The following is a 13,820-nucleotide window of genomic DNA, read 5'->3' on the forward strand; positions in this document are numbered from 1 at the left end:
GTGGCATTGACGATTCTGGGCCTGTCCGGCGCCCTGAGCCATGATCCTTCCGCTGCACTTTATATCGACGGCAAGTTGATCGCGGCGGCTGAAGAAGAGCGCTTCGTGCGTGACAAGCATGCCAAGAACCGCATGCCCTATGAGTCGGCCAAATTCTGCCTGGAGCAGGCCGGTATCAAGCCAAAGGATGTGGATGTCGTAGCTATTCCATTTGCGCCGATCAGCCTGTTTGGCGAGGCTCGCTGGCATTATGCCAAGCGCTATGCCTATGCTCCTGACCGCGCGCTGGATGCCATTCTCTTTGGTAATCGCCGCTACAAGCGCTACCACAAGCGTATCCAGTGGTGCCTGCAGCAGTTGGGCTTTGATTTGAAAAAAATCAAGATCGAGCCTGTCGAGCATCACCTGGCACATGCCTCCAGTGCCTACCATTGCTCCGGTTTTACTGAAAAGACCGCCATTCTAGGCATTGATGGCAAGGGCGAGTACGCGACTACCTTTTTTGGTTATGGCGAGAATGGCAGGATCCACAAGATCAAGGAGTTCTATGATCCGGACTCCCTGGGTGGGCTCTACGGTGCGATTACTGAATTCCTCGGCTTTGAAATGCTTGATGGCGAATTCAAGGTCATGGGGATGGCACCCTATGGCGACGCAAGCAAGTATGATTTCTCCAGGCTGGCGAAATTCGAGAACGGCGAGCTGATCATCAATACCGATTACGCTAACGTCATCGGCTTCCGTCGCTATAAAGAAAAGGGCAAGGGCTACTACTTCTCGCCCAAGCTGATCGAGTGGCTTGGCCCGAAGCGGGAAGGGGATATCGCCGATGATCCCTATATTCATTATGCAGCCAGCATGCAAGCGCTCTTCGAAAAGCTGGCGCTGGAGATGATGGATTACTACCTGGGCGATATCATCAAGGAAACCGGCAAGATTGCCTTTGCTGGCGGCTGCGCCTTGAACGTCAAGCTCAACCAGAAGATTATTGCGCGTCCAGAGGTCAAGGAGCTGTTCGTTCAGCCGGCGTCTGGTGATGCAGGAACGGCAGTCGGTGCGGCAGCCTACGTATCGCACCAGCGCGGTGTGCCGGTCGAGAAAATGGAACACGTCTACCTCGGGCCGTCCTATAGTAACGAGGACGTAATTGCCGCCTGTGCCCGTCACCCTAATGCACCCAAGTGGCGCAAGCTCGACGACGTCCCCCAGCGTATCGCTAAAATCATGGTGGACGGCAATCCGGTGGCCTGGTTCCAGGGCCGCATGGAGTTCGGCCCGCGTGCGCTGGGCGGCCGTTCCATCATTGGCTGCCCGAGCGTTCCGGGTGTGGCCGACCGTATCAATGAGCAGATCAAGTTTCGCGAACGGTGGAGACCTTTCTGCCCTTCGATGCTCGACACCGTGGCACATGAGATGCTCAAAGTCGACCATCCTTCACCCTTCATGACGTTTACCTTTGAGGTCAACGAAGAGTGGAAAAACCGTGTAGGCGAGGTTGTCCATGAGGACGGTACTTCCCGCGCCCAGGTGCTGGAGCGTCGACACAATCCACGCTGGTATGACCTGATGAAGGAGCTGGAAAACCTGACGGGCAACGGCGTTTCGTTGAACACCTCATTGAATCGTCGTGGTGAGCCGATGATCTGCTCTCCAACGGATGCGCTCAATATGTTCTACGGATCGGATTTGCAATACCTGATCATGGAAGACATCCTCGTAGTCAAAGACGGTGTGGATGCCTATGACTCGATCAGCTGAACCAAGGGTTTTACAATTTTGCCATGGCTATGATGGTCCCTTTCTGGATTGTGCCCGGCAATACGCAAGCCTGTTCAAGGGAACAGGCTATCGGGTCACGACAGTCTTTTTGACCGGCGCTGCCGACGCCGAGGTTGCCACCCAGTGCGCCTCGGATGAGGTGCTGTTCATGGAGTACAGCTCCAAAGATATTCGTGGATTGAAGCTTGGTGCTATCCGTGCACTGCGAGAGATTGTTCGTTCCAGAGGCATACGGTTCATTATTGCCCATCGCTTCAAGCCGATCTGGATCGCCTGTCTGGCTACCAAGCTACCGGTCATTGGTGTGCATCATGCCTTTGGGGATTACGATCGCCTAGGGCGTAGGCTCTTCGCCAATGCCATGAGTAAACGCCTAAGTCTTTTGGCGGTTTCTAATGCTGTACGCGACGAGATACGACAGCGACTAACCAAATGGCCGGTTGGACGTATTGAAACGCTCTATAACCGTATTAATGTAGAGGGCTTACAGGCACAGCAGTTAAACCGCTTCATTGCCCGAGAGCAGCTTCGCTTGGCTCAAGATGCTTGGGTTATTGGAAATGTAGGCCGCCTGCACCCTGATAAAGACCAGGCTACCTTATTAGAGGGATTTGCTCTTGCACTTCCTAAACTCCCGGCTGGTAGCTTACTTGCAATTATAGGCAAGGGTGGGCTGGAAGCGTCTCTAAAAGATAAAGCTCGTGAATTAGGTATAGCTGATCGAGTGTTATTTTTGGGCCAAATCCCTGATGCCAAGGTGTATTACAAAGCCTTTGATGTATTCGCACTTACTTCAGACCATGAGCCTTTTGGAATGGTGCTTTTAGAGGCTATGGCTGCAGGAATACCTTTGATATCTACAGGGTGCGGGGGGGCTAGAGAAGTAGTTGAGGGGGCTGGTGTACTCTTCCCGTTGCGCGATGTTAATGCCTTGGCAGAAGGACTTGTTCATCTGTCTAAGTTGTCGCCTTCGCAAATTGTAGCGTGCGCTGATGCTTCGAATCGGATCCTTTTGAAAAAGTTCTCAGATGACGTGGTTCGTTATGACTTCTGGAATCTTGAGCAGGTAAGGCCATATAAAGACAGTTTTTAGAAGTTTTGGTGGAGATGATGGTTTCTAAGCCAAGTATTTGTTTTGTAATACCTTATTTTGGTGAGTGGCCTTTTTGGATGCCATTCTTTTGGGCGAGCTGCCAAGCCAATCCTGATGTGGATTGGCTTTTTTTTACAGACTGTGAAAGGCCGGCCGACGCTCCAGAAAATGTTAGGATAGAACCTATAAGTTTTGAAAAATATTGTGCTCTTGTTTCGGAAAGGCTCAATATAAATTTTTGTCCCCCAGATGCTTATAAGCTCTGTGATATCAAGCCGGCATTAGGTTACATACATTCCGATCTTTTAGAGCATTATGACTTCTGGGGATTCGGTGATATTGACCTTGTATACGGAGATTTAAGACGTTATTTCAATACGTCTCGACTGTCACGGTATGACTTGCTCTCGACACATGAGAGGCGAGTATCTGGTCATCTATGTCTTATCCGTAATACTGAACGCATGAAAAATGCCTTCAGGCTAATGAAAAATTGGCAGGAGCGGTTAAGTGATCCTATACACCATGCATTAGATGAAGGAGCTTTTACAAGGATATTTCTGAAAAGAAAAAACTTTCCTAAGCTGTTTCAGAAAGCTGTTGGCTTGTTTAACCCGTGGCGTCGCTGTAGTGAGTTTAAAGAAGCTTATAGCACTCCGGGAGGACGGGTTGCCTGGCACGACGGAAGTTACAGATTTCCTAAGGAATGGTTTTGGTTAAAGGGAAAGCTTTATAATAATTTAGACGGTCAGAATAAAGAATTTCCATATTTTCATTTTGTCGTTTGGAAAAGAAATGAATGGAAAGACATTGACCCTCAAGCCAGAAAAGAAATGAAGCTTAAAGCCAATGTCTCTAACTGGCGTATAAGTTCGGAAGGTTTTAATGAATTCGCTAGCGCGGCATCAACGCATTAAGGTGTTGCAGTTGCAACCTGATTATAATGTCAAAGATCATGACTTTTCTGATTTGGCCGAGCAAATAGTTAAATGCTTGCCCTCTGAACGGTTTGAGGTGGTTTCAGCCTTCCTTAAAGGGAAACCTAAACATGGTCAGCCTATTAGCAAAGCGGATAAGTCCTTTTACTTCGAATTTAACGACGGGCATTTAAAAGGAACAAGGTTAAGAGCTTTGTGGCGGCTATATAAGTTTTGTCGCGACGAAAAGTTTGACGTAGTTATATGTAATCGATTTAAGCCAGTCAATATGATGCTGACCTTGAACAGGTGGCTCAAGATACCTGTCTGTATTGGGATAGCGCATGGGTTTGGGGAGTATGACCGGCTGTATCGTCGTAAACAAGTCAAAAGAATGGTTAACGACTCTTGGCGATTTGTGGGCGTATCACCTGCCGTAAAAGACTACCTGATTGGCTGTCGTTGTGGCTTTACAGAATTGAATACTGTAGCAATTACTAATGCAATCGATACGGATCAAGCTGAAAAGCTTCAGTTGACGCGTGAGGAAGCTAGGCGACAATTAGGACTGCCTGATCATGCAAGAATAATTGGGGCTTTGGGCAGGCTAGTGCCGGTAAAGGGACATGTCTATTTAATCAAAGCCTTCGCAAACATAAGTACTCTGTTCCCTGACGCTCATCTATCTATCATAGGTGGTGGGCGTGAAGAGGAGACTTTAAGTAAAGAGGCTGAAAAGCTAGGTTTGTCTGAGCGCATACATTTGCATGGCATGCTTCCAGATGCGCTTAAATATGTCAAAGCATTCGATATTTGGGCAATGCCGTCTTTACGAGAGGGGTTAGGACTTGCTCTTCTAGAAGGCATGAGCGGAAAACTACCCGTTATCGGTTCAGATATACCAGCAATGGCACCACTGATTAGTGGTGCTGGTGGTATTGCAGTCCCTCCTGCTGACGTCGAAAGTTTATCAAAGGCACTTGAGGAGTATCTGAATTTTACTGATGAGCAGTTAAGAGCGAAGGGTGAAAAAGCGTATAAATACTTGTGTACTGAGCACAGCATAACAATTTTTAGAGAGCAGTATCTTAGATTGATTGAGAGCGCTTTAATTAAGGCAGGTAAGCTTGATGAATAGTGAAGCACGCCCCTTAGTTACAGTAATTATTGCTTCTTACAATCATGCTCCATATATAGAAAAATCTATATTAAGTGTGCTTGGTCAGACATATTCCAATATAGAGCTTCTGGTTGTTGATGACGGATCCTCTGATGAGAGTGTTGAAATAATTAATGGCCTTCAGAAAAAGTATGGATTTGATTTTAAAGTTCAGAAAAATAAAGGGCTAACATTCACTCTGAACGAAGCAATTGAGCGTGCAAAAGGAAGCCTGATAGCACCTTTTGGGTCAGATGACATTATGTTGCCAGACCGACTAGCTACGCAGGTAGCATATATGGAGGATAAACCTGAGGTTGGTATATGTGCTGGTAATATTGAGTTGATAGACTCTGAAGGTAATTTGTTTCCTGAGAAAAGACAAAACAGAAATGTTGCTTTTCGGCGTTTGGATTTTGAAGACATGTTTCTTGAAAGAAAGCCATATCCTCCGGCTCCAACGCTACTCATTAGGCGTGAGGCGCTTCAAAAGGTAGGCGGCTTTGACCCTAATATACGTTTAGAGGACTTGTTGATAGAGTTGAAAGTCACGAGGGCTGGCTATTTTATTGATGGTTTGAATAAAGTTATGGCTCAGTATAGGAAGCATGAGACAAATAGTTATAAAAATCATCGTTTTATGGTAAATGCTGTGCTTGATACTTATGAGCTTTTTAGTGATCATCCGTTGTATGAGGATGTTAAATATAAGTTTTTAAACTCAATGTTTTTAAAGACTTCTAATCGTGATCGTATATTAGCTCGAGAAATACTTGCTCAAATTCCTTTCGCGCGATGGACTCGCAAAACATGGCGAGGTATCGGGCGGCTGTTCTTCTCTCCCATTGATAAAAAATAATAGGTATTTAAATGGGTTGGATTAAACGCTTTATAAAAAAGCGTAAGAGTAGAGAAATACGTAAGCTTCCTAAGTTTCTACGCGGGCAGGCTCGCTTTAGTTCAATCTATCCTAATTACAGTATAGGGGTGGGCAGCTATGGTGTTCCGCTGGTCCATGACTGGCAAGAGGGCGCAACCCTTAAAATTGGTTCTTACTGCTCAATTGCCGAAGGAGTTCAAATATTCTTAGGAGGGCTGCATCGTTCAGACTGGATTTCCACTTACCCTTTTCCTGCTATGGTTCCTGAGGCTTCTCATATTGAAGGCTATAACGGTACTAAAGGAGACGTAATTATTGGGAACGATGTATGGATATGTTCTAACAGTACTATATTGTCTGGAGTTACCATTGGAGATGGTGCGGTAATTGCTGCAGGAGCAATGGTTACAAAGGATGTAGAGCCTTATGCGGTGATTGCTGGTAACCCGGCTAAGCTGATTCGCTGGAGATTTGAAGAAAATACCCGAAAGGCCTTATTAGACGTTGCGTGGTGGGAGTGGCCTAGTGATGAAGTTAGGCGTGTAAGTGATAAGTTATGTAGTAATGACATAGCAGCTTTTCTTGAGTATGCAAAGATGCGTGAGGGACTCTAAAAGAAAAGTGAAATTATTTTTTATTTATCTTTCTGGATATCTTCTTTCCTATGCTTATCCACGGTTTTTCTATCGATATATGAGTTAATGTGCTTATTGCTATAAGGGCAGGGGTAAGTAACAAGGTAATGTATATGTAGTTTGTTTCATTAAGTGTGCCTTCTGTGGTGAGTCTTTTGATTTGGTTTGTTGCTAGCCATAGAAGAAGGCCATGAAGCAAGTAAATGCTGTAACTGATTTCGCCTAGCCAGGATACGGGGCGTGCCTTCAATTTAGAAAATAGTTTATTGCCCGATGCGAGAACTGTAAAAAATATTGTAATCAAGATGAGAGGAAGCGCTGAGAAGCTTTTGTGAAAAGCTGTAAACGCTATCGTTATACTGGTGATTGCTATTATACTTGCTAGACGGCTTTGGGCTAGGTCTAGTAAGAATGGTTGTCTTACCCAGTAAGCAGCGAGTATTCCTCCTAAGAAGCTAAGCAAAATATTTTTCTTTAAAGAATGGCTCCATTCGAAAGCGTTGTGTAAGAAAAAGATCAATAAGATACAAAAAGCTGTAATTTTCCAATTTGTTTTTTTTAAAAAAATTAAATAAATGAGCGGTAATGAGGTGTAAAAGAATACTTCATAATTTAGCGTCCATGTAACATTTGATATTATCATTCCTGTGTTCTGGTATGAATTGATATCAGGCCTGTCAAATAGTGCCCATTGTATGATTTGTTTAACTAGGTCCGGTGGTGAGGAATGCAGCTTCCAGCTGGATTCATGAAAAACAAAAATAAAAACTAGTATCATTAGTGCTGTATAAAGGGGGTATATTCTAAAGGCTCTAGATATAAAGAAAGTCTTCCATTTGTAATGTTCTCCTTTTTCAAGTAGTTGGCCCCAGAATAGAAACGAAGTGATCATGAAGAAAAGAGCTACGCTGCCTTGGCCGAGCTGCGCGTATAGGTTTGAAGGTGGAAGCTCTATTTTTCCACTATTGATATAAAACCAATTAATCACGGCGTGATGTATGAAAACTCCGACGGCAAGAAACCCGCGGAGTCCATCAATTTCTTTGAATCGAGCTCCTGTTGCTGGGGCTTCGATATTTGCTTGGTTTTTAAATAAAAATGTAATTAGGTGTGCGGTTATGGTGGCAATTATGAATATAGTAATTGCCAAGGCTGGATCAAGAATGTTCACATTGATTTTTAATGTTAAGGTTTAAAGATTTTACTATATGGATAGGCGATATTTTTGAATAGCCTGATATTAGCGAGTCTAGGTGCGTCTCAAAAAGCCAGCTTTTGTCTTCTGCATATCGCTGCATGTGCTTTAAGTTGCGTATTCGCATAGAGCGGCTTAATGGCCTTCCTGAGATTTTCATGTCAGCCAAATCAATTAATCCAAACTTTCCGCTAGGTAATAATAGTACGTTGCCTAAATGTAGGGATCTAAAGTAAATGCCTTTCTTATGCAATTCTGCAAGGAAGCACCCAAATTGTTGGGTTAGTAATGCTTTTTCAGTTTCGCTTTTACTTTCATGAAGCTTCTTCCGCAGAGTCTCACCTGGTAATGGATTGTATTGTACCGCAGTGCTGCCATTGTAAAGCTTATAAATGGCTAATATCTCAGGGGCTATGATGCCTAGCTTGTTAAGTTGCTCGCTATTCGCGGCAAAGCGTTTTGCGTAAGGAATTATGCTGGAGGAGGAAATTATACTTTTGCGGCGAAAAATTTTAAAAAAAGATTTGTCTTTGAGCTGTATAACTTTAGGTCCTAAACCATCTGCTTCTATTATTCTTCCGTCCTCAGTCAAAGTGTTATAACTTTTTGAGTCTAGGTTAAGCATAGTAGTGTTTAATACTGCTTTGGCTCTGGTTAAGCTATCAAGCCCAAAAATGAGTGCGAGTGGTATCCAAATAAGGAACCAATGCTCTTTAGGTCGGGAGAAAATACCCCCGCCTTCTGTTAGGCCAGCGCCTATCCCAAAAATTAATAAAGATGATGCCACAATAAAACTAGGGTCTGTTTTAAATTTCCAGCTACGCCATAAAGCGTATAGGTGCATAGTAAGCCAAATTATAAAGCCGACCAGCCCTAACTCATATAAGACACCAAGTTCAAAGTTGTGTGGCTCTCTAAACTCTACTCCTATGCCAGGATCTACCGAGAGTGGTGTGTTATATCCATATCCAAAAAAAGGATTTTGTAATATTTTTTCTATAGTGAGACTCCATATCTCAGGGCGATATGAGAAGCCCCTTTCTAAAGGTGGTAAGGGAGCGAGGAACAAAAAAGCTATGGCGCTAACAATTATTAAAGATATTAAAGCAATTGAGCGTTTGTTTGGGGTTGCTATTGTTAGCCATGTTGCTACTAGGAATAGTGCGAGCAAAGGCGTTCTTGAGCCAGTTGCTATTATTGCGCAAAACATTACTAGGAAGCTGGCAATGTTGATGTAAGCAAGTTTTCTTTGAGCGGTAAATGAAGCAATAAAAAAAGTAGCGAAAAAGCCATATATATGTGAGCTTAGTAGCGGATTGCTCAGTGCGCCGCTACCAATCATTCTAAGGCCAGGTTTGTAGTCAATTATAAATTGAGCAAGACTCACTATTGTGTAAATGAGCACTATGATACATGCGAGGGTATATGATTGTTTTATGCGATTGGGGTAAGTGTGGAAAACAAAGGCGCAGCAAAAAAATAGCATTAGTACGTATATAGGTCTTTTGAGCAGGCTATCGCTATCTGTGGCTGGTTGGCTCCAGATTAAGCTGAGTATCGTTAATGCTAGATAAGTTATAAATATTATTAAAAGCGGATCTTTTAGAAAAGATACGGTAACTTTTGGTTTGATTAGTATTGCAATTAAAGTGGGGAAGCAAATTAAGGCATAATAGAATTTTGTGTACGTGCTCTGGCTAGGCAGTACAAGCATTCCGCATAAGAGCATTGAATAGCCAAGGGGAAGTGCCCAACTGCAAATAAAATTAAATACTTTGTTAAGGCCGTTTGATGGCGCCGAATGTTCAGGCATAAATATGCTATTTAAATTAAGAAAGACGACAGTATATCGTGTGTTTCGTGACAGGCGGAAGGCATTCTACAGTTAGAGGCGGTCTGTTCGCGTATGCTAGAATCCCGGTCTTTTCACCAACATTTGTGTGATGATGAAAGCTACCTCTACAGACCATAGCTCGGCTTCTAGCTTTAGAATCTATCTACGCCTCTTGGGCTATGTGCGTCCCTACATCGGACAGTTTGCCCTCAGTATCGTAGGCTTTCTGATCTTTGCCTCGACTCAGCCCATGCTGGCCGGCATTCTCAAATATTTCGTCGATGGCCTGAACAACCCGAACGCGTCGATGTTTCCTGGCTGGCCTGTTATCGGCGAGCTGCATCTGCTGCAGGCTGTTCCGCTTCTCATTATCCTGATTGCTGCCTGGCAGGGCATCGGCTCGTTTCTGGGCAACTATTTTATTGCAAAGGTTTCGCTGGGGTTGGTTCACGATCTCCGCGTAGCACTGTTCAATCATCTGTTGATACTGCCCAACCGGTATTTCGACGCGAACAACTCTGGGCACCTGATCTCTCGTATCACCTTTAACGTCACCATGGTGACTGGCGCAGCGACTGATGCGATCAAGGTGGTGATCCGAGAGGGAATGACGGTGGTGTTCCTGTTCGCATCTCTGCTATGGATGAACTGGAAATTGACCCTCGTGATGCTGGCTATCCTGCCTATTATCGCCATGATGGTGACATCCGCCAGTCGCAAGTTTCGCAAGCAGAGCAAGAAAATCCAGTCGGCCATGGGAGATGTCACCCATGTAACGTCCGAGGCCATTCAGGGCTACCGCGTGGTTCGCAGCTTTGGTGGTGAGGCGTACGAGCGTAAGCGGTTCTTCGAGGCCAGCGAAAGCAATACTCAAAAGCAGCTGACCATGAACAGAACCGGTGCGGTTTATACGCCGATGTTGCAGCTGCTGATCTATACCGCTATGGCTGCCTTGATGTTCTTGGTGCTTTATCTTCGTGGTGATTCATCGGCCGGTGATCTGGTCGCCTACATCACCATGGCGGGATTGTTGCCTAAACCCATTCGCCAGTTATCCGAGGTGAGCTCGACGATCCAGCGTGGCGTCGCAGGTGCTGAAAGCATTTTCGAGCAGTTGGATGAAGTCCCGGAAGTGGACGAAGGAACTGAAGAGCGAGCTCGAGCGCAAGGGCGTCTGGAAGTCAGGAATCTGAACTTCACCTATCCCGGTACCGAAAAGCCGGTTCTGGACGATATCTCGTTCGTGGCGGAACCTGGACAGATGGTGGCGCTGGTAGGACGCTCGGGCAGCGGAAAGTCGACACTGGCCAACTTGATTCCCCGTTTCTATCAGCACACGCAGGGCCAGATTCTGCTGGATGATCTGGACATCCAGCGTTATCGGTTGCCCAATCTGCGTCGGCACATTGCTCTAGTGACACAGCAGGTCACGCTATTCAACGACACGGTCACCAATAATATTGCTTATGGTGATCTGGCTGGTGCGCCATTCGAGCAGGTGCTCGAAGCTGCCAAGGCCGCCTATGCCGACGAATTCATCCAGCGTTTGCCTGAGGGTTATGAAACACTGGTCGGTGAGAACGGTGTACTGCTTTCGGGCGGTCAGCGTCAGCGTCTGGCCATTGCACGGGCGCTTTTGAAGAATGCGCCCCTGCTGATCCTGGATGAAGCCACCTCTGCATTGGATACCGAATCCGAGCGGCATATCCAGGCGGCGCTGGACAGGGTTATGACTGGCCGAACCACATTGGTGATTGCGCACCGGCTGAGCACCATTGAAAAGGCCGATCTGATTCTAGTCATGGATCAGGGGCGTATCGTGGAACGTGGTACGCATGCCGAGCTATTGGCGCAGAATGGCTATTATGCCCGCCTGCATAACAGTCAGGTTGAAAAAGGCGCAACGACACTCGATGAAGAAGGCACACACGTTTCATGATGGGGTTGTTTAGGGCGTGGCGTGAGCGGGGCTGGGTTGAGATTGATGCGCCAGCCTATGCCCGGGCGTGGCAAACATGGGGAGGCAGTGTTGCCACCCATCCAGAGATCGTTGCACGCCTGTCTGATCTGGTTGGGCTTCCGGTCCGCTATCTGGGATGGCCAGCCAGCGGCGAGCTGCAGATGGCGGTAGCGTGCTGGGATGGGCACATTGCGCTGTCTCGCGATGTGCTCAAGCGCAAGGGTAGACGTGATTACTTCGACCTGGGGAACGCAGAAATCATTCTGCCAGCTCAGGAGAATGCTCAGGCTCCGCTGCGCCAGAAGGCCCGGTATTTATCTTCGCTAAGTGCCGCGCATATCTCGACTGCACGTCAGCAAAAAGAATGTCTGGCAATTGCACGTGCGCCGGAGGAGCTTTCAAAGAAGTTTCGTTACAACCAGCGCCGCGAGTTGCGTCTGCTGGAAGAGGCGGGTGGGCAGGTTCGGCCTGTCAGTGACTTCACACCAGCAGAACTGGCAGCGTTCTATGCCGATCTGTTCGAGCGCCGTTGGGCCTTCGAGGTACCTGCCAAAGCTCATCTGGTTGACGTTTTTTCGCTGTTACGCGAATTCATGATGGGTTCCGTCATCTTTCTGGACGATGCTCCAGCTGCCATTCAGGTGCTTTACCGTGTCGAATCCCCTCGGTGGATCAGTGTTGAATACGTCAATGGTGGTGTGGCGCCGGAAAGTCGAGACTTCAGTCCGGGCAGTGTACTGAGCTTCCTCAATACCCAGGCGGCCTGGGAGGAGGCTCGTGCGCTAGGCAAGGACTTGCGCTTTTCGTTTGGCCGTGCGGATCGTGAGTACAAGGATCGCTGGTGCAACCGAGTGCCGGTCCACGAGGTGAAGTGATGAGTGCGCGTAAACAAAGGTTACTCAAGCGGCACCGGCGCCATAAGCGGATCGCACTAGGTATCATTGCGTTGTTTCTGCTTGCTCTGCTCGGTGCTGCGTTTGTACAGGTGCTGCCTTGGTGGCTGGTACCTCTTGCGATAGTGGCTGTCTGGATTGTTCATGAGGCCTGGTTCGCGGATCATCTGTTCTATGCGCCACATGATGATTACCGGTATGACTTTCCTGAGAGCAGTGTGCGCCTGCCGGTCGAGATTACGGACAACGTCTTGACGTTGAAGGGGCATGAGCTTTCAGATGAGTTGCAATCCCTCGTACTGGAATGCGAGATCAGGGCAGGCTTTTTAGGCCGCTTGTTCGACCCTTATGTTGTGATTCGCGCTGGTAGCCACGAGGACCGTCAGGATTTCGAGCGGGGCGTACAAGGTCGCCGCTACCTTAACCTGTCAGGCTTTTCCGAGGCCTTGCGTGAAGGGCGAGTATCTGTCCGGGGCCGTTTTTGCCGGGTGGTTGGTCCTGTGACACTGCATGGGTTTTCCAATCCAGATTATGCCTCCAAACGTGTAATGGTAATTGCGCCCCATGCGGACGATGCAGAGTTGGCCGCGTTCGGCCTCTATAGTGGTTGCGCCGAAGCTTCGATTGTTACCTTGACGCAAGGAGAGATCGAGGCCGAGTACTATGAGCGACTTGGCCTCAGTACTGCTGAAGCAGCCAGGCTCAAAGGACGCTTGCGGGCATGGGACAGCTTGGCTGTACCGCTATGGGGCGGTGTACCCATGACGCGTTGCGTTCAGCTGGGCTATTTTTGCCTTCAGCTACCGGCCATGTATGCTGCGCCAGAGCAGGGGTTTGGCTCACGCGATTCTGGTGATGTGGATATCCGTCCGGTGCGGCGCTTTAATCCGTTGCGTCTTCCGGGTGACACGGACGGACAGCCCTCCTGGAATAACCTGGTTGCTGACCTGGTTGCGCTCATCGAACATTTTCAGCCGGAAGTGATGGTGTTTCCCCATCCCCAGCTGGACCCTCATGCGGACCATGTTCAGGCAGCCCAGGCGGTAGAGGAGGCCATCCAGTTCAGTAGCTGGAAGCCAGATACGGCGTTGCTTTATGCGAACCACCTGCACGACAACGACCGCTGGCCCATGGGACCGTCGGGTAACGGTATCGCATTGCCGCCGGCCATCGAGCCTTTGCCGATGCTACCTGTCTGGAGTCCAGTGTTGAGTGCGCAGACTCAGCTCGATAAGGCCATGGCGCTGGGCATGCAGCATGATCTGCTTGTTCCGCCACCACTCAAGAAACGTTTGCGCCGACTGCTTCAGTCTGTTTTGACAGGGCGTCGATGGCCAGTGACGGGAGAGGACGAATTCTTTCGTAAAGCTGTTCGCCGTCATGAGCTGTTTTTCGTAAAAGATCTGAGGCATGGGCCGCTCGGGGACTGATTTAACCCTGTGGTATCATCGCCGCCGTTTTGACGTTTGGAGTCT

Annotated in this window: 11 protein-coding genes; 9 read left to right on the forward strand and 2 right to left on the reverse strand. The window is 47.5% G+C overall.

The annotated features are described in order from the left end of the window. From PLU01S_RS05580 to PLU01S_RS05605, 6 genes are read left to right on the forward strand one after another with little or no spacing between them, the layout of a single operon-like run. On the forward strand, nucleotides 1-1,758 hold the full coding sequence (locus PLU01S_RS05580; protein WP_074823495.1) for a carbamoyltransferase family protein: 1,758 nt from the start codon (nucleotides 1-3) through the stop codon (nucleotides 1,756-1,758). Further along, nucleotides 1,742-2,872: a glycosyltransferase gene (locus tag PLU01S_RS05585; RefSeq protein WP_074823493.1), complete on the forward strand. Its 1,131-nt coding sequence runs from the start codon at nucleotides 1,742-1,744 to the stop codon at nucleotides 2,870-2,872. The genes PLU01S_RS05580 and PLU01S_RS05585 overlap by 17 nt, the downstream gene beginning before the upstream one ends. A gap of 14 nt (nucleotides 2,873-2,886) precedes the next feature. Beyond that, the gene (locus PLU01S_RS05590; RefSeq protein ID WP_074823100.1) at nucleotides 2,887-3,789 is read left to right on the forward strand and encodes a DUF6625 family protein; all 903 of its coding nucleotides are present in this window, start codon (nucleotides 2,887-2,889) and stop codon (nucleotides 3,787-3,789) included. After that, entirely contained in the window at nucleotides 3,758-4,927 is a 1,170-nt protein-coding gene (locus PLU01S_RS05595; protein ID WP_074823097.1) for a glycosyltransferase family 4 protein, read from the forward strand. Before PLU01S_RS05590 ends, PLU01S_RS05595 begins: the two co-directional genes overlap by 32 nt. Further along, nucleotides 4,920-5,807: a glycosyltransferase gene (locus PLU01S_RS05600; RefSeq protein WP_084339925.1), complete on the forward strand. Its 888-nt coding sequence runs from the start codon at nucleotides 4,920-4,922 to the stop codon at nucleotides 5,805-5,807. The genes PLU01S_RS05595 and PLU01S_RS05600 overlap by 8 nt, the downstream gene beginning before the upstream one ends. 11 nt (nucleotides 5,808-5,818) lie before the next feature. After that, a complete protein-coding gene (locus PLU01S_RS05605) occupies nucleotides 5,819-6,442 on the forward strand; it encodes a CatB-related O-acetyltransferase (RefSeq protein ID WP_074823094.1) in 624 nt (207 codons plus the stop codon). Nucleotides 6,443-6,455: 13 nt separating this feature from the next. Here PLU01S_RS05605 and PLU01S_RS05610 read toward each other — a convergent pair whose 3' ends face one another. Together PLU01S_RS05610 and PLU01S_RS05615 are read right to left on the reverse strand one after the other, a co-directional pair. Further along, nucleotides 6,456-7,634: an acyltransferase family protein gene (locus tag PLU01S_RS05610; RefSeq protein ID WP_074823093.1), complete on the reverse strand. Its 1,179-nt coding sequence runs from the start codon at nucleotides 7,632-7,634 to the stop codon at nucleotides 6,456-6,458. Beyond that, the gene (locus tag PLU01S_RS05615) at nucleotides 7,621-9,471 is read right to left on the reverse strand and encodes a bifunctional O-antigen ligase/aminoglycoside phosphotransferase family protein (protein WP_074823090.1); all 1,851 of its coding nucleotides are present in this window, start codon (nucleotides 9,469-9,471) and stop codon (nucleotides 7,621-7,623) included. The genes PLU01S_RS05610 and PLU01S_RS05615 overlap by 14 nt, the downstream gene beginning before the upstream one ends. 133 nt (nucleotides 9,472-9,604) lie before the next feature. Here PLU01S_RS05615 and msbA point away from each other — a divergent pair, with 133 nt between their 5' ends. The 3 genes from msbA to PLU01S_RS05630 are packed head-to-tail and all read left to right on the forward strand — an operon-like array spanning nucleotide 9,605 to nucleotide 13,775. Beyond that, nucleotides 9,605-11,431: a lipid A export permease/ATP-binding protein MsbA gene (msbA, locus tag PLU01S_RS05620; RefSeq protein WP_074823086.1), complete on the forward strand. Its 1,827-nt coding sequence runs from the start codon at nucleotides 9,605-9,607 to the stop codon at nucleotides 11,429-11,431. Beyond that, nucleotides 11,428-12,327, forward strand: a complete 900-nt coding sequence (locus PLU01S_RS05625; protein WP_074823084.1) for a GNAT family N-acetyltransferase — start codon at nucleotides 11,428-11,430, stop codon at nucleotides 12,325-12,327. The genes msbA and PLU01S_RS05625 overlap by 4 nt, the downstream gene beginning before the upstream one ends. Beyond that, nucleotides 12,327-13,775, forward strand: coding sequence for a PIG-L deacetylase family protein (locus PLU01S_RS05630; protein ID WP_074823081.1), 1,449 nt, complete (start codon nucleotides 12,327-12,329; stop codon nucleotides 13,773-13,775). The genes PLU01S_RS05625 and PLU01S_RS05630 overlap by 1 nt, the downstream gene beginning before the upstream one ends. Nucleotides 13,776-13,820: the final 45 nt, after the last annotated feature.

This window comes from Pseudomonas luteola NBRC 103146 (genome assembly GCF_002091675.1).
Lineage (GTDB): Bacteria > Pseudomonadota > Gammaproteobacteria > Pseudomonadales > Pseudomonadaceae > Chryseomonas > Chryseomonas luteola.